Source organism: Streptomyces sp. T028 (genome assembly GCF_048159505.1).
Classification (GTDB): domain Bacteria; phylum Actinomycetota; class Actinomycetes; order Streptomycetales; family Streptomycetaceae; genus Streptomyces.
The window spans coordinates 30,461-45,374 of record NZ_JBLRVZ010000079.1 but is presented as its reverse complement, the minus strand read 5'-3'; the positions used below and the strand labels follow the sequence as shown (position 1 = coordinate 45,374).

At 71.6% G+C, this 14,914-nt stretch carries 15 protein-coding genes; 7 read left to right on the top strand and 8 right to left on the bottom strand.

All coding sequences use genetic code 11. The features are described from left to right. Positions 1 to 38 precede the first annotated feature (38 nt). From ACLZN2_RS48655 to ACLZN2_RS48645, 3 genes are all read right to left on the bottom strand, one after another. Positions 39 to 2,180: a putative bifunctional diguanylate cyclase/phosphodiesterase gene (locus tag ACLZN2_RS48655; protein ID WP_416986501.1), complete on the bottom strand. Its 2,142-nt coding sequence runs from the start codon at positions 2,178 to 2,180 to the stop codon at positions 39 to 41. After that, complete coding sequence (locus ACLZN2_RS48650) at positions 2,177 to 2,989, bottom strand: SAM-dependent methyltransferase (RefSeq protein ID WP_416986500.1); 813 nt, start codon at positions 2,987 to 2,989, stop codon at positions 2,177 to 2,179. The genes ACLZN2_RS48655 and ACLZN2_RS48650 overlap by 4 nt, the downstream gene beginning before the upstream one ends. Positions 2,990 to 3,317: 328 nt before the next feature. Beyond that, positions 3,318 to 4,286, bottom strand: a complete 969-nt coding sequence (locus ACLZN2_RS48645; protein ID WP_416986499.1) for an SCO0930 family lipoprotein — start codon at positions 4,284 to 4,286, stop codon at positions 3,318 to 3,320. Positions 4,287 to 4,595: 309 nt separating this feature from the next. On the opposite strand from ACLZN2_RS48645, the gene ACLZN2_RS48640 reads away from it, so the two are divergent. Both ACLZN2_RS48640 and ACLZN2_RS48635 read left to right on the top strand, forming a co-directional pair. Continuing rightward, complete coding sequence (locus ACLZN2_RS48640; RefSeq protein ID WP_416986498.1) at positions 4,596 to 5,204, top strand: hypothetical protein; 609 nt, start codon at positions 4,596 to 4,598, stop codon at positions 5,202 to 5,204. 172 nt (positions 5,205 to 5,376) lie between these two features. Continuing rightward, the gene (locus ACLZN2_RS48635) at positions 5,377 to 6,141 is read left to right on the top strand and encodes a hypothetical protein (RefSeq protein WP_416986497.1); all 765 of its coding nucleotides are present in this window, start codon (positions 5,377 to 5,379) and stop codon (positions 6,139 to 6,141) included. A 698-nt stretch (positions 6,142 to 6,839) separates the two neighbouring features. On the opposite strand, the gene ACLZN2_RS48630 is transcribed toward ACLZN2_RS48635, so the two are convergent. Next, complete coding sequence (locus tag ACLZN2_RS48630; protein WP_416986496.1) at positions 6,840 to 7,376, bottom strand: hypothetical protein; 537 nt, start codon at positions 7,374 to 7,376, stop codon at positions 6,840 to 6,842. A gap of 334 nt (positions 7,377 to 7,710) precedes the next feature. Here ACLZN2_RS48630 and ACLZN2_RS48625 point away from each other — a divergent pair, with 334 nt between their 5' ends. Further along, a complete protein-coding gene (locus ACLZN2_RS48625; protein WP_416986495.1) occupies positions 7,711 to 8,382 on the top strand; it encodes a class F sortase in 672 nt (223 codons plus the stop codon). Positions 8,383 to 8,416: 34 nt separating this feature from the next. On the opposite strand, the gene ACLZN2_RS48620 is transcribed toward ACLZN2_RS48625, so the two are convergent. After that, a complete protein-coding gene (locus ACLZN2_RS48620; RefSeq protein WP_416986494.1) occupies positions 8,417 to 9,256 on the bottom strand; it encodes a polysaccharide deacetylase family protein in 840 nt (279 codons plus the stop codon). A gap of 75 nt (positions 9,257 to 9,331) precedes the next feature. Continuing rightward, the gene (locus ACLZN2_RS48615) at positions 9,332 to 9,796 is read right to left on the bottom strand and encodes a hypothetical protein (protein ID WP_416986493.1); all 465 of its coding nucleotides are present in this window, start codon (positions 9,794 to 9,796) and stop codon (positions 9,332 to 9,334) included. A gap of 512 nt (positions 9,797 to 10,308) precedes the next feature. Between ACLZN2_RS48615 and ACLZN2_RS48610 the strand changes: the two genes are divergently transcribed. After that, entirely contained in the window at positions 10,309 to 10,794 is a 486-nt protein-coding gene (locus ACLZN2_RS48610; protein ID WP_416986492.1) for a universal stress protein, read from the top strand. A 42-nt stretch (positions 10,795 to 10,836) separates the two neighbouring features. Here the strand turns inward: ACLZN2_RS48610 and ACLZN2_RS48605 are convergent, their stop codons facing one another. Beyond that, complete coding sequence (locus tag ACLZN2_RS48605) at positions 10,837 to 11,652, bottom strand: alpha/beta fold hydrolase (RefSeq protein WP_416986491.1); 816 nt, start codon at positions 11,650 to 11,652, stop codon at positions 10,837 to 10,839. Positions 11,653 to 11,698: 46 nt separating this feature from the next. Here ACLZN2_RS48605 and ACLZN2_RS48600 point away from each other — a divergent pair, with 46 nt between their 5' ends. Then, complete coding sequence (locus ACLZN2_RS48600) at positions 11,699 to 12,196, top strand: MarR family winged helix-turn-helix transcriptional regulator (RefSeq protein WP_416986490.1); 498 nt, start codon at positions 11,699 to 11,701, stop codon at positions 12,194 to 12,196. Between the two features lie 41 nt (positions 12,197 to 12,237). On the opposite strand, the gene ACLZN2_RS48595 is transcribed toward ACLZN2_RS48600, so the two are convergent. After that, entirely contained in the window at positions 12,238 to 13,395 is a 1,158-nt protein-coding gene (locus ACLZN2_RS48595) for a CapA family protein (protein ID WP_416986489.1), read from the bottom strand. Between the two features lie 213 nt (positions 13,396 to 13,608). On the opposite strand from ACLZN2_RS48595, the gene ACLZN2_RS48590 reads away from it, so the two are divergent. Further along, positions 13,609 to 14,157, top strand: coding sequence for a sigma-70 family RNA polymerase sigma factor (locus ACLZN2_RS48590; RefSeq protein WP_416986488.1), 549 nt, complete (start codon positions 13,609 to 13,611; stop codon positions 14,155 to 14,157). A 157-nt stretch (positions 14,158 to 14,314) separates the two neighbouring features. After that, on the top strand, positions 14,315 to 14,830 hold the full coding sequence (locus ACLZN2_RS48585; protein ID WP_416986487.1) for a hypothetical protein: 516 nt from the start codon (positions 14,315 to 14,317) through the stop codon (positions 14,828 to 14,830). Positions 14,831 to 14,914 lie beyond the last annotated feature (84 nt).

Sequence of the window (14,914 nt, the reverse complement as noted above, 5' to 3'; positions counted from 1 at the left end):
CGGCGGGCGAGGGGCGCGTGGCCGTGCCGGTCAGACTCTCAGCCGGTCGCGTCCACCAGGGCCAGTTCGTGCAGGCGCTCCGGTGGGCCCGGGCGGGCGTAGTACCAGCCCTGGGCGGTGTCGCAGCCCAGTATCCGCAGTTGCTCGGCCTGGGCGCCGGTCTCCACGCCCTCGACCGTGACCGCGAGGTCCAGGCTGTGGGCGAGTGCGACGATCCCCTCGACGATCTTGAGGTCGACGGGGTCGGCCGGGAACTGCTGCATGCCCTGGGTGAAGGAACGGTCCAGCTTGAGCACGCTCACCGGCAGTCGGCGCAGGTTGGCGAGGTTGGAGTAGCCGGTGCCGAAGTCGTCCAGGGCGATGTCGACGCCCATCTCGGCCAGTCGGCGCAGGGGTTTGAGCAGGTCGTCGTCGGCGCCGATCAGGGCGGACTCCGTGACCTCCAGGCACAGGGCCTGCGGTGCGACGCCCGTGCGTTCCAGGATGTCGACCGTGTCCTGCACCAGGCCGGGATGGGTGAGCTGGCACGGCGAGAGGTTGACGTTGATACGGAGCGGGCCGGGATCGGCGTCGCCGTCGCGTTCTCGCCAGGCGCGGGCCTGCCGTACGGACTGCTCCAGGACCCAGCGGCCCAGGGGCACGATCAGCCCGGTGTGCTCGGCGAGCGGGATGAACCGGTCGGGGCCGAGTACCCCGTGCTGCGGATGCAGCCAGCGGACGAGGGCCTCGGCGCCGCGCACGCTGCCGTCGCCGAGGTGTACCAGCGGCTGGTACTCGATGAAGAACTCACCGCGCTCCAGGGCCGTCGGGAGCGCGGTGGTGAGTCCGTGGCGGGTGATCGTGCGGGCGTCGGCCTCCGGGTCGGCGAGCTCGAAGCGGTTGCCGCCCGCCGACTTGGCGCGGTACATGGTGATGTCGGCGCTGCGCAGCACCTCCGCCGCGTTGCGCTCCCCCGCCTGCCCCTCGACGATGCCGATGCTGCCGCGGACGGTCAGCTCCCGGCCGTCGATACGGACCGGCGCGACCAGGGCGTTCTGGATGCGAGCGGCGAGGTCGTCGACCTCGCGGCGGGTCTCGGTGCCGGTGGTCAGCGCCACGAACTCGTCGCCGCCGAGGCGGGCCACCATCTCACCGGGCGCGGTCGCGCAGGACTGCAGCCGGTCGGCGACCTCGACGAGCAGCCGGTCACCAGCCGCGTGGCCGAGGCTGTCGTTGATGGTCTTGAAGCCGTCCAGGTCGAGGTAGCACAGGCCGAAGCGCTGCTGCTCGCCCGCGCCCAGCACCTTCTCCAGGCGCTCGAAGAACAGGGTGCGGTTGGGCAGGCCGGTCAGCGCGTCGTGGGTGGCCTCGTAGCGCAGCCGCAGGTTGAGCAGCCGGCGCTCGGTGGTGTCCTCCATCAGGGCCAGTTGGTACTGCGGGTTGCCGTCGGCGTCCCGCAGCAGGGACACCGTGAGGTTGGTCCACAGGACCGTTCCGTCAGGGCGGTAGAACGCCTTTTCCAGGTGGTAGTGCTCGCGCTCGCCGCGTACGAGCTCGTCGTAGAGCCTCCAGGTCTGCGGCGCGTCCTCGGGATGCGTCCAATCCACGACGTTACGGCCGTGCATGGTCTGCTCGGAGATGCCGAACATACGCAGCAGCGCGCCGTTGACCTGGAGGATGTTGCCGTCGAGGTCGGCCATGCCGATCCCTATGGCGGCGCCCTCGAAGACCGCGCGGAAGCGGGCCTCGCTCGCGTGCAGCGCCTGCGCCACCACGCCCTGGGCCTGCAGCGCGGCCTGCGCGATGGCCTCCTGCTCGGCGAGCGTGCGCTCGCGCAGCGCCTGCGCGTACCCGGCGGCCATGGCGTGCTGCAGCCGGGAGGCCCGGGTGCGCAGCTCCTCCTGGGGACCGTCCTCGCCGCAGTACAGCACCAGATAGGCGTCGACGCAGTCGAGGGCGCGGCTGAGCGCCTCGGGGTCGGTGCAGTGCGCCTCGACGAGGGCCGCGCCGACCGCCCGTCCCGTGTCCGCGTCGAAGGTCCTCGCCAGCAGTGCCTCACGCAACCGGCGGGCCGACGGCAGGAGTTGCTCCTCGAACTCCGGCCGGGTCAGCGACGTCGACGTCACCGGGAACACGGCCCGGCTCCAGATCGTCGCGAACCGGCGCAGTCTGTCCTCCGGCCCGTCCGGCGCGGCGGTCACGCGGTACGCCCCACGCCGGCGAATCCGCAGAACGTGTACGGATCCTCGTCCTGAGGGTCCGTCTCCGGCCGCCAGTAGGGCATCGGCACCAGTCCCGGTTCCACCATGTCGTACCCCTCGAAGAACCGCGCGACCTCGTCACGCGTGCGCATGATCAACGGGAGGCGGATGTCCTTGTACACGTCCACCATCGCCTCGCTCTGCTCCCGGGCCACCGGCATTCCCTCGTACGAGGCATGCGTGAGGACGAGCACGCTGCCGGGTGCCAGCGCCTCGGTCAGCTCGGCCACCGCCGCGTACGGGTCGTCCGCGTCCTCCACGAAGTGCAGTATCGCAACCAGCAGCAGCGCCACCGGCCGTTCCGGGTCGATCAGGTCCCGCACCACGGGACTTCCCAGGATCTCCTGCGGCTTGCGCAGGTCGGCGGCGACCACCCCCGCGTGCTCGTTGCCCTCCAGGACCGCCTGGCTGTGCGCCACGGCCACCGGGTCGTGGTCGACGTAGACGACCCGGGCGCCCGGGCTCGCCGCCTGGGCGACCTCGTGGACGTTGCCGAAGGTGGGGATGCCCGAACCGACGTCCAGGAACTGGGTGATGCCCTCGCCCGCCGCCCAGCGCACCGCGCGCCGCATGAACGCCCGGTTCGCCTGCATGATCTTCGGTAGCCCGGGCGCGAACTCCATGGCCCGGCGGGCCGCTTCCCGGTCGACCTCGAAGTTGTGCGAACCGCCCAGGAAGTAGTCGTAGATCCGCGAGACGCTGGGCACCGAGATGTCGATGCTCCGAGGGGCCCAGGCGGGACGCTCCATCTATCTCTCCAAGGCGTAGGCGATCCGGTGTTCGAGCTGAGGCTACTGATCGCCCGCCAAAGGGGCGAGTGGAAACGGAAATTGACCGTCCGTTCCCGGTCACTGCCTGCGGCACGTGCCGGATCGACATCCCCGAAGGGCCTACGAAAAGTGTCCGAGGCATTCCGGAGAGTTCCAAAGCCGCCTGAAGGGCGGCGAAAGTCTACGCATACGCGGCATGAACCGGGAAACGGCGATCCGCCCCCTCCGTTGCGGCGCGGAGGGGGCGGACCTGTGGTCGGACACGCTCGTTCAGCAGGTGCGGGGACCAGCCCTGGGGAGGTGATCCCTACTGGTTGGGCGCGCCGACCAGATCTCCGTTGGGGGCCACGGCGTACCAGGTGCCGCCGACGCCCTGCCCGTTGATGTCCCCGGGGGACTTGTCACCGGAGAAGGTGTAGATCGGGAAGCAGTTGATGGTCTGCTGCTTGTCGCCGTCGGACCGGGTGAAGTTCATGTAGCCCTTCTCCTGGATCCCCTTGGTCTCGGAGAAGTCGACCGGGTCGACGATCGGCCACTTGTCGCGGCAGGCGTCGTTGCAGTTCGACACCGGCTTCGGCCACGCCTTGTCGTTGACGAAGCGGTAGACCGTCATGCCGTTCTTGTCGACGACGATCTTGCCGAGCTTGGCGTCGTTGCGCACCGACAGACCGGCCGCGGCGGACTGCGCCTTGGCCTTCTTGCCGTCGGGCGCCAGCGCGAACCACTTGTTGCCCACGCCCTGGCCGGTGGTGTCACCGGCGTTGGCGTCCTTGGCGTAGTAGTAGGCGGGCCAGCCGTCCACGGTCAGCTGCTTGGTGCCGTCGGACCGGGTGACCTCACCGAGCAGCGACTTGTCGATGCCGTCGCCCGCGGAGACGTCGTCGGCGGAGACCGGCGGCCAGGTGGTGGCGCAGTCGCCGTCGCAGTTCGACTTCGGCGGCTCGGCGGTGTCCGCGTCGAAGCGGTAGAGGGTCATCCCCTTCGAGTCGGTCAGGATATTGCCGAGCTCGGCGTTGGTGGAGATCGCCAGCTCACCCGCCGTGGCGCCCTGCGCACCGGCGCCGGCCGCAGGCGCGCTCGCGCTGGCCGACGCACCGGTACCGGCCCCGACACCGCCGATGCCGCTGCCGACACCGCCGATACCGCCGGCCTGGGCGGTGGCGCCCACGTTCTGGCTGGACGCGGACGTACCGCTTTCCTGACCGCACGCCGTCGTCAGCGCCAGCACGCCCACAGCGCTCGCCACGAGTGAGGCGCTCCGCCAGGAGGTCTTCATCGTCAACAACTCCCCGATAGTCCTAAGGGTGTTGCAGCGCCCTGCTGCGCCGCCGCACGGCACTGGGTACGCATGGCGGCGGCCGTTGTGTTCAAACGCGGCACAAAAAACTTTCCGGCGCCTGTGGTCGGAGGGTCCGAGCACCGCTTCACGCCAGGCGGCGGCGCCCTCCGCGGGCTCGTACAGCCGCGCCCGGAGTGGAGGCGCGAACATACGCCCGCCAAACCCGAGGACGCGGACTTCCCTCGTTCGGGGCAATCCCGGTCGGCCCGCGCGTAGGCGGGCGTGTCGGATCGCATGATCTCCGTCGTGCATGGACCCGAACCGATCCGATCCGCCCTCGTCACCCGGGCGTTGTCCGTGATGGCGGCGGCCTGGATCCTCGCGGCCGCGCCGGCCGGGGTGGCCGCGGCCGACGCGTGCGCGTACGCCTCGACGGGCCCGGACGGCACCTCGGCGGTGGCGGTCGCGGGAGGACCCTCCTGGCCGACGGCGGAGCCCGGGGAACCGCCGGAGTTCCCGAAGTTCCCCAAGCCCGCGATGCCCACGGTGTGCCCGGTCCCGACACCGCCACCCAAGCCGCCGCCTCCGCCACCGCCGAAGCCCACGCCCACGCCCACGCCCACGCCGACGCCGAAACCGACGCCCAGGCCCACGCCTCCCCCGAGGCCGAGCCTCGCGCCGAGGCCCCGGCCGGCACCGACGCCCCCGCCGCCCGCACCCGTGGCACCACCGCCGCGGCTGGCCCCGACACCGCCGAAACCCACCCCGCCCCCCTCGGCGACGCCCGTCAGCTACCCGGAGTACCACTCCAAGCCACGCCCGCGCCCGGCCGGCGACAGCACCCCACCGGTCACCTACATCCTGCTCATCACCGTGCCCGCACTGGCCGCAGTAGCCGCACTGCGGCCCCGCTAGGGGGGTCGGGCGATAGCGACCGCGCTTCGGCAGCGCCCCAAAGGGGCGCGAGGCCCTATCGATATGCGGCTCCGCCGCGTGGGCGCGACCAGCCACGACGAGGCCGCAGACGACAAACGGCACATCGCGCCACCCCCAGCGGAGCGCAAAGCACTGAACCAGGAGGCATGTCTTGCCGGAATGGCTTGTTCTCACCCTCGCGATGCTCGCCGCCTGCGTGGTGGTGGTCGCCGTGACCCTCGTACGGGACCGCACGGCGGCCGAGGACGAGGACCCGTCCGAGACCCCGGACGTCATCGAGTACATGACGATGTGGATCGGCGTGGTGTACGCCATCGTCCTGGGCCTCGCCATCGCGGGCGTCTGGGACGCGCGGGGCGGCGCCGAGGACCACGTCCAGGCGGAGGCCCAGGCGCTGCACGAGATCTCGGAGCGGGTACGGGTGTACCCGCCCGACGTCCGCGACCGCATTCGGGCGGATGTCAACGCCTATGTCGGACACGTCGTCACCACGGAGTGGAAGGCGATGGCCGACAAGGGCGAGCTGACCGAGCGCGGGGACGAACTCCTGCACAAGGTCCGCGTCGACGTCACCGACCACGAGCCCGCGAACGATTTCCAGGCGCAGGCCTACCAGCCGGTCCTGGACCAGATGGCCACCGCTGACCAGGCGCGCAACGCCCGGGCCGGCTCGACCGGGGCGACCATGCCCGGAGTGGTGTGGTTCGGGCTGCTGGCGGGCGGTGTCATCACCATCGGCATGGTCTTCGCGCTGCAGATCCGGCGCACACCCCGCGAGTTGATCCTGGCCGGTCTTTTCTCCGCCCTGATCGCCTTCCTGCTCTTCCTCATCTGGGACTTCGACGCGCCCTACAGCCGGGGCATCGCCGCGTCCGCCGAGCCCTTCCTGCACCTGTTCCCGAACGCCGGGGGCTGACGCGCCGTCGGAGGGGGCGGATCCGGACGACACGCCGAGGCCGTCCCCCTCGGGCAGGAACGGTCGTCCCCTGAGCGGCCCACACGCGTGCCCCATTCGCGCGACTGCGATCGCGCGGGGCCCACACCTGTTCCTAGCGTTTCGGTCATCGAGGTGCGTTTCTGGCGCGAGCGGAACCGGTCCGCCGCGGCTCCTCGGAGACCGGAGGATCCACCATGCGCGCGATACGCGTCGCTTCGGCCGCCGTCGCGAGCGACGACGGCCACTACGTCGTGTCCGAGGGGGTGGAAGCTACTGCCGGGCGGCGAAAGCCGAGCCATCCGGTCACAGTGCGGCGGCAGCTTGAACACGCGCCCGTGGGCCACGGCCCACCGTCGCCGGGAGTGGCTCGGAGACGTAAAACACTACGTGGCCATGTAAGACCTGGGCTTGTCCGGGCGATGGTCGTTGAAGCGCGGACCGTAAGCCGCCGAGCTTGTGGGCGGTACGGACCTTCCGTCCGGAAACGGGCGCAATGCTGAGAGCGCTGAGGCTCTGAGCAACGGTACAGCGTGCTGCCCTCCACCGTCGCGGCAGCGGCGTACCACCTCTCGCGCCGCCGCAAGGACGCGGACACGGCCTGACGGCACCGCCCTGGTGGACGGTGCCGTCATGGACCCTGTGCGATACGCGCCTTCGATACGGCGGGTGAGCGCGCGTCAGATACGGCGTTCGGCTCGGCGGCGCATCCAGAACACCCCGCCGCCGGCCACGGCCGCGGCGACCAGCCCGCCGCCGATGGCGATGTCGGTGGGCGTGGCACCGCTGGAGCTGCTGCCGCCGAGACCTCCGCGGACACCGCCGAGCACGGTGAAGGCGCGCGGGCTGACCAGCGTGCGGCCGGAGCAGTTCACGGTGAGGTCGTAGCTGCCGGGGCGGGCGTTGTCGCTGATGGTGGCGGTGCCCCTGGCGGACTGGCCGGCGCCGCTGAACGAGCTCAGGGTGGCCGTCCCGAAGGCGTCCGAGGTCATGGTGCCGCCCTGCGGGCAGCCGTCGACGGTGACCGTGATCTGGCCGCCACGGGCGATCACGCTGGGCTGGACGACGATGTTCCTCGGGCTGACGTTCATTCCGTCGCGCGCGATGCCGTCGCGCGGGATGCCGTCGCGCGCGACGGCCACGGGCGTGGCGAGGCCGAGGGCGGCGACCGCGGCGGCCGAGACCGCCGAGGCCGTCAGGAGACGAGTGGTGCGCATATGATCCTCCGCGGAAGGCGCCCCGGGTCCCGTCCCCGGTCTGTCGGCGAGAGAACGCCTCCCGGAACGACCCTCAGATGCCGTGCACGCGCCCGCATTTCGGGAATGGTCCGTCCTGGTGAGAGGACACGCCGGGGGAAAAGCGCGCAATCATCCATCGCCGCAGGTCACGGACCGTCAGAAAAATCCTTCGGGTGGCGACTCGGATGGCGCACCGACCGGTGCGGCGGCCACCCGTTCGCACGCGAGCCGTCGCCGGTTCCCAGTACGGGACTTAGCGTTCTGATATGCGCGAAAGGGATGCGGCGGCGGCCGTGTCGAAAGGGGATGCCGCATGTCCGGTTACCAACTGTCCGAGCGGGCGGAAGAGGAGGAACGGCAGAAGAAGCGTGCCCCCTGGGGGGTGATAGCGCTTGTTCTGCTGACCGGTCTGGCGCTCATCCGGAATGGTTCGGGGGAATTCGACATCGGCCCGCCGCAACCCGCCGCGGCGGCGGCCCCGGACAGCCGCGCCACCTCGGACGCCTTCGGCCGGACCCCCGCCCCGCTGCCGTTCGCCCAGCCCGACCGGGTCGCGATTCCCGCCATCCAGGTGAACGCCCCGGTGATGCCGGTCGGTCTGGACGCGGACGGCTGGGTGGGCGCCCCACCGCCCGAGGACCCGAATCTGGCGGGCTGGTTCACCGGGGGCGTGTCGCCCGGCGAGAAGGGGACGGCGGTCGTGGTCGGCCACGTCGACAACAGGCTGGGCCCGGCCGTGTTCTACGGACTCGGCGCCCTGAAGAAGGGAAATCGCGTCGAGGTGACGCGGCAGGACGGAAAGACGGCGGTCTTCGAGATCTACGGCATCGAGGTCTTCGCGAAGAACAACTTTCCCGGCGACCGTGTCTACGCCTCCAAGGGCGCGCCCGAACTGCGGGTCATCACCTGCGGGGGCGGTTTCTCGCAGGCGAACGGATACGACGGCAATGTCGTCGCCTTCGCCCGCCTGGTCGAGGTCCGCTGAGCGGTCCAGGCCCGGCGGGCGGGGGACGCCCCGGTCAGATGTGCTGCCGCTGCGGGACGGTGATCGCGTAACCGGAGTCCAGGAGTCTGGGCAGATAGCGGCGCAGGGCCTTGACGCTCTGGGTGCGGTCGCCGCCGGCGTCGTGCGAGAGGACCACGACACCGGGGCCGGCGCCCTCGCGGACCCGCTCGACGATGGTGCGGGTGCCGGGGGTGGTCCAGTCGAGGGTGTCGATCGTCCAGGCGAGGGGTTCCATGCCGAGTTCGGCGCCCAGTTGGAAAACGGCGCGGTTCCAGGCGCCGAAGGGGGCGCGGAACCAGCGGGGGCGCTCTCCGTAGCCGCTCTCGATGACCTCGCTGGTGCGGGTCATCTCGGAGCGGATGCGGCGGCGGGAGAGCTGGGTGAGCAGGGGGTGGGACCAGGTGTGGTTGCCGACGACATGGCCCTCGTCGGCCATCCGGGCCAGCAGGTCCTGGTGGTCGACGGCCATCTCCCCGCACACGAAGAACATCGCGCGGACGTCGTACCGGGCGAGGGTGTCGAGGATCTGCGGGGTGTAGCGGGGGTCGGGGCCGTCGTCGAAGGTCAGCACCATGGTGCGGCCGGGCCCCGGCAGGATCGTCAGCGGTTCGCGGCGGACCGGGACCCGGTCGGGCGGGGCGCTCGGAGGGCCGTATCCGGTGAGGGGCTGAAGGCGGTAGGCGGAGGGCTTCATCGCGAGGCGGGCCGGGGCGCCGGCGGCCGGGCCCGCGGTGTCCTCGGCCGTGTCGTCCGGTCCCCAGGCGAGCAGCCCGGCGGTTCCGGCCGCGCCCGCGGCGGCGGTGGCGCCGACGAGCAGGATCCGGCGCCGGGTGAACAACTGATCCTTCTTCATACAGTCATCAGTCGCCCGTCCGGCCTCCCGCGCACCGCACCGGTCACACGATTCCACCCTCCGGCGCAGCGCCGGTCAGTCCCAGGTGTTGAACACGGCCCCGCCCAGCGTGGCGGTGCCGTGATACACGGCCTGCCGCCACTCGAAGGGGGTGAGCCCCGAGGACGCCTCCCCGGCGAGAGGCACGGAGAGCTGATCACCCGTCAGAACGAGGAAACCGGCGGCGCTGAAGACGTCCGCCCAGGGCGGCGGGGACAGGAACTCGTCCGCGTAGGCGTCCCGGCGCTCGGGGACGAAGGCGATCCACGGGTGGTGGAGATGGCCGAGGACGACGGTCCGCCCGGCCGGGTGGATCACCGTGCCGGTGCGGTACGTACGCGGGTGGACGTGGTCCTCGACCTCGTCCACCCGGCCACGCGCGGCACGGGCCGCCGTGTACAGCGCGGTGCGGAAGGTTCGCGGGTCCGTCTCCGGGAGGGGCGCGTGCGGTGGGAAGAAGCCGGTGGCGCCGGGTGGGAGGGGGAAGGGCGGGGGCGGCATGTCGTCGATCATGTCAGTGGTGGCGTACCAGGGGGAACGGGAGTGTCTCGCGGATCGTGAGGCCGGACGCGGGCCTGTTCGGGCAGGTCCGCGTCCGGGCCGGGGCCCCCGGCCTCGTCCCCTCCGTCGAGGCCGAGCGCCGCCGGGGCGGCAGGCCTTCGGTGGCGGTCGGCCGGGGCCCGGCTCTTCGGGCGCCGTTTGCCCCGGAGCTTGCGGGGCGAGGGGCGTGCCGGTGCGGGCACCCTCCTCGAAGGCCGGGCGGACGCGGTCACGAGGTCCGGGATGGGCGGCGGGAGGCGGAGCGGACGGGGGGGCGCCGAAGAAGGTCGCGAGGCCGTCGGACACCCGGCCGAGGAAACGGTCCGCGGGCCGTCGTATCGGGCCCGCGGGGTCCTCGGCCGTGGCGGTGTCCACGGTGGCACTCATGTACCGACTGCAGGAACACCCGGGCGGGGCCGCCCGTCGAGAGGGCGGGCCGTGGGTGGAGGTGGGGGTTCCGATAGCCTCGGGGCGTGACGGAACAGGACGCTCAGCAGCCCTCACGGGAGCCTTTGCAGCGGTTCGAGCGGGGGACGGACGGCCCGAAGGTCGTCCTGGTGGGGGTCGACGGTTCCGACTCCTCCCTGCGGGCCGCGGCCTATGCGGGCGGTCTGGCCCGCCGCCAGCACGCGCTGCTCGCCGTGGTGTACGTGCAGCCGGTGATGGCGGCGGGGGCGGCCGTCGGGGTGCCGGTCGCGGAGACGACCGGGCAGATCGCCGAGGACCTGGTCGCGCAGATCCGGGAGGCCGCCGAGCGCATGCGCGGGATATTCGACGTGCGCTGGGAGTTCCACACCTTCCACGGCGACCCCTACACCGGTCTGGTGAGGGCGGCGGACGAGCTGAAGGCCGACGCGGTGGTGGTCGGCGCCTCCGAGCAGGCCGGACACCGTATCGTCGGCTCGGTCGCGGTGCGTCTGGTGAAGGCGGGGCGGTGGCCGGTGACGGTGGTGCCGTAGCGCCCCTCCCCCCTCGTGTCAGAGGGACCTTCAGAGGGACCTTCAGAGGGACTTGAGGAAGTCCCTGATCACCGCGGTGAACTCCGCCGGCTTCTCCATGTTCGGATAGTGCCCGACGCCGTCGACGAGGACGGCTCGTCCGTGCCGCACGCCGTCGGCGAGGCGCTGCGCGGCGGCGAGCACGTCGGCGGTGTCGAGGGCGCCGTTCAGGGTGAGCACGGGGACGTCGATCTTCGGTACGCGGGACCAGGTGTCGGTCACCGGCACCAGCCAGTTCCGCTCGCCGGGCGTGTGCTTGGACAGGGTGCGCAGGGCCATCTCGCGCAGCCGGCGCGGGATCGCCGGGTCGATGTCGTCGAGTGTGCGGTGCGGGCCGGGCGCATAGCTCAGGAAGGACGTCAGCCAGCCTTCGACGTCACCGGCCGCCAGGGTGCGGGCGGTCTCGGCCTGGATCTCCCGGTGCCAGGGGTCCGAGTCCTGGAACTCGCCGGTCGAGGCACCGCAGACGACGGCCGCCCGGACCAGTTCCGGATGTTCCAGCAGGGTGTCGCTGACGATGACGCCGCCCATCGAGACGCCGACGAGCACGGCGGGCCCCGCGTCGAGGTGGCGCAGCAGCTCGGCGAGGTCGTCGGCCCAGCGGAACGGTCCGCTCGCGTTGGCGGAGAGGCCGTGGCCGCGCACGTCGGCCGCGACGACCCGGTGGGTCTCGGCGAGGGCGGGGATCTGGGCGTCGAAGACACGGTGGTCGACGAACCCCGAGTGGAGGAGGACCACGAGGTCCCCGGCGCCCGCCTCGTGGTAGGCGAGGTCACCGTCGGAGGAGGGGCAGTACTTCGGTTCCGGGACAGCAGTCATGACAACCAAGGTGTCATTCTCCGAAGGATTTGACAACCAGGTTGTCATGCTGCCGGGCGTGCATGATGTGGGGGTGAACGACACCCCCCTCCCGCCCGATGAACTCGGTCACCGCCTCACCGAGGTCTTCGACCTCGTCGGCCCGCTCTACCGGCGCGCCCTGCGCAAGGTGGAGCAGGGCGAGGAGGTCGAGGGCGCCTCGGTCGGCGTGCGCTCCGTGCTGGACCTGCTGCACAGGAAGGGGGACCTGACGGTGCCGCAGATGGGCCGGGTCATGGCGCTGAGCCGGCAGTTCGTCCAGCGCATGGTCAACGACGCGGCGGCGCACGGCTGGGTGGAGAGCGTCCCGAACCCCGCGCACCAGCGGTCCTCACTGATCCGGATCACCAACGCGGGCGAGAGGCTCATCGCCACCGTCCTCGACCGCGAGCACACCCTGAACCGCCAGGTCGGCGGCGATCTCACCGACGCCGAGGTGCGGGCCTGCGTGCGGGTGCTGACGGAGATGCTGAGGACGTTCGACCACGTCGACGTCGAGGACTGACGGCACAGGCGTCGGCCACTGCCCATCGCCGGCCCGTCCGGCTACTCCCCCATCACCAGCCCGTCCTTGGCCGCGCCCCGGCTGAGGACGACGTCACGGATCCGGTCGCGCACGCCCGCCACTCCGGCGCCCTGCCGGATCGCCTTGTTGAGGTTCACCACGCGGCCGGCGTCGACGTCGAACATCTGCGGCAGGAACTCCGCCTTGGCCACCTCCCAGCGGGCGCCGGGCCTGGCGGGCGGTACGAAGGTGAAGCGGGCGACCGTCGACTCGTTGCCGCGCGGATCCTCGACGCCCTGGTGGTTGAACATCTCACCGGCGATCTGGTCGCCCATGCCGTACACGACCCAGGTGCCGTTGACCTTCTCGTACGCCTGCGGGACATGGGCGTGGGTGCCGAGGACGAGGTCGATGTCGGGGCGGCCCGCGGTGCGGGAGGCGGTGAGGGTACGGGCGAGGGCGAGCTGGCGGTCGTCCGGCGCGTCCTGCCATTCCGTGCCCCAGTGCACGGAGACGACGACCACGTCGGCGCCCGTCTTCCGGGCGGCCCTGGCGTCGGCGAGGATGCGGTGCTCGTCGGTGAGGTCGACGGTCCAGGGCTGCTCGGCGGGTACCGGGAGGTTGGTGCCGTAGGTGTAGGCGAGATGGGCGACCTCGGCGGAGCCGGCGTGCAGCAGGGTGACCGCGTCGGCCTCGGCCTGGGAGCGGGCGGTGCCCGCGTGCCGTACGCCGGCGCCGTCGAGGGCGTCCAGGGTGCGCTGCGCTCCGGCGGCGCCGTCGTCGAGGCTGTGGTTGGAGGCGGTGGAGCAGCCGTCGTAGCCGGTGGCGGCGAGGGCCTGGGCGATCTCGGGCGGGGACCTGAAAACGGGGTAGCCGCTGTAGACGCCGTTCGCGCCGTAGACGGTCTCCATGTGACACAGGGCCAGATCGGATCGGGAGACCACGGGCTTGATGTCCTCGAACATGGGGCGGAAGTCGTATCCGGTGCCGCCGGAGTCGAACTGGGCGCGTTCGATGACGGAGCTGTGCGGGAGGACGTCGCCGGAGGCCACGAGGGTGAAGCCGCGGGCGGCGGAGGCGGCCGGGGGCCCGGGCCGCTGGGGCAGCCGCTGCTCACGTTCATGGGCCTGGCATGCGGCGCCGGCCGCGAGAAGGGCGGTCACGGCCAGGGCCACCGCATGCCTGCGTGCGACGATCATGAGTCACCCCGATTCAGATGGATTGTCATATTTACGCACGCTCCACTCCTAGCGCATGCCTCCGGACGGACCGCCCCGCCGCTCCCGACGGGCCGCCCGATCGGCGTAGCGCCCCGACCGTTCGTCGAACCGTTCGTCGACGCGATCGACCGTCCGTCGCAGAGCCGTGTGCGCGCCCTGTCCGCAACCGGTGCCTTGCGGTGCCATACGCCCATGACCGCCGGAACCGCCCTCGCCGCCCCGAAGACGACCGCCGAGCACGAACTCGCCGCGCTGCAGCGCGAGCACGGCCGGCCGCTCTTCGCGCTGCTGCTGCGGCTCTGCGACGGCGACCGCCAGCGCGCCGAGGACCTCGTCCAGGAGACCCTCGTCCGCGCCTGGCAGCATCCCGAGGCCCTGCGCGCCGACGCCTTCGACTCCGTACGGCCATGGCTGCTGACCGTCGGACGGCGGCTCGCGATAGACGCGCGGCGGGCCCGGCAGGCGCGGCCCCCGGAGGTCGGGGACGCGGTGCTGGAGAACGCGCCGGTCTGTGCCGACCACGCCGAACGGGCGGCCGCAGCCCTCGATGTGCGCGAGGCTGTGAAGACTCTCACTCCCGAACACCGTGAAGTCCTGGTGCTCGTGTACTTCCAGGGGGCGAGTGTGGCGGAGGCCGCCGAAGCCCTCGGCATCCCGCCCGGTACCGTGAAGTCCCGCGCGTACTACGCGCTGCGCGCCCTGCGCCGAGTGCTTCCCGGATACGCGCCCGACCTGGGCTGAAACCCACGGCCGAGTCAAGCCTTCGCAAAGCGCCTTGCCGAGGACCCCGGTTGAGTAATCGGGTGTCCTTATCCGTGTTCCGGACTGGGGGCCGGCCACCGGACTCCAGGGGCCCGGCGACGGGCGACGCGCACGCACCGGAGGAAGGCAGGAAGGGATGCTGCACAGAGGTCACCAGAGCACGGACGGCGCCGGCGGCGGCGAACTGACCGTCCCCATGGCCTGGTTGTACGCCGAGTACATCGCCGACGAACTGCTGCGGACCGGCGATCTGATGCCGCCGACGTCCTTCGAGTTCCGCGCCGGGCGCGACGCCCTGGCGCTCACCATCTTCCTGTCCGACACCGACGGCGAACTGCCCGGTATCCGGGTCGTCACTCAGCTCGAGACCTGGCTTTCGCTCACGGCGTACGACCAGCCGTGGCAGGACTGGGTCGACGAACGTATGTCCCAACTGAGGGCCGAGGCGAAGGAGTCGGACGGCCCCTCACCCGATCTCGAACTGGCCGAGGCCGCCTGGCGCTGGCTGGAGGAGACCGAGCTGCTCGCCCCCGACCTCAACGCGGTCCCGGGCGGCTCCCCGGGGGTCGGCGAGGACGAGGGACCCAAGGTGTGGACGCCCGCGTGGCAGCTCGGACTGCCCCTCGGACACCTCGCGATCCATCTTTTTTAGATTCCGACCAATCCGCGAGCCCGGCCGCTCCGAACATCTGGGTCACGATTCGGTACGCGCCTGAGTGATTCGTGTGCCTGGTCC

What these genes read in the sequence shown, in the direction of transcription:
- ACLZN2_RS48650 (WP_416986500.1), bottom strand. Translation starts at nt 2,989, where the DNA reads ATGGAGCGTCCCGCCTGGGCCCCTCGGAGCATCGACATCTCGGTGCCC.
- ACLZN2_RS48645 (WP_416986499.1), bottom strand. Translation starts at nt 4,286, where the DNA reads ATGAAGACCTCCTGGCGGAGCGCCTCACTCGTGGCGAGCGCTGTGGGC.
- ACLZN2_RS48630 (WP_416986496.1), bottom strand. Translation starts at nt 7,376, where the DNA reads ATGCGCACCACTCGTCTCCTGACGGCCTCGGCGGTCTCGGCCGCCGCG.
- ACLZN2_RS48625 (WP_416986495.1), top strand. Translation starts at nt 7,711, where the DNA reads ATGTCCGGTTACCAACTGTCCGAGCGGGCGGAAGAGGAGGAACGGCAG.
- ACLZN2_RS48620 (WP_416986494.1), bottom strand. Translation starts at nt 9,256, where the DNA reads ATGAAGAAGGATCAGTTGTTCACCCGGCGCCGGATCCTGCTCGTCGGC.
- ACLZN2_RS48615 (WP_416986493.1), bottom strand. Translation starts at nt 9,796, where the DNA reads ATGCCGCCCCCGCCCTTCCCCCTCCCACCCGGCGCCACCGGCTTCTTC.
- ACLZN2_RS48605 (WP_416986491.1), bottom strand. Translation starts at nt 11,652, where the DNA reads ATGACTGCTGTCCCGGAACCGAAGTACTGCCCCTCCTCCGACGGTGAC.
- ACLZN2_RS48600 (WP_416986490.1), top strand. Translation starts at nt 11,699, where the DNA reads ATGCTGCCGGGCGTGCATGATGTGGGGGTGAACGACACCCCCCTCCCG.
- ACLZN2_RS48595 (WP_416986489.1), bottom strand. Translation starts at nt 13,395, where the DNA reads ATGATCGTCGCACGCAGGCATGCGGTGGCCCTGGCCGTGACCGCCCTT.
- ACLZN2_RS48590 (WP_416986488.1), top strand. Translation starts at nt 13,609, where the DNA reads ATGACCGCCGGAACCGCCCTCGCCGCCCCGAAGACGACCGCCGAGCAC.
- ACLZN2_RS48585 (WP_416986487.1), top strand. Translation starts at nt 14,315, where the DNA reads ATGCTGCACAGAGGTCACCAGAGCACGGACGGCGCCGGCGGCGGCGAA.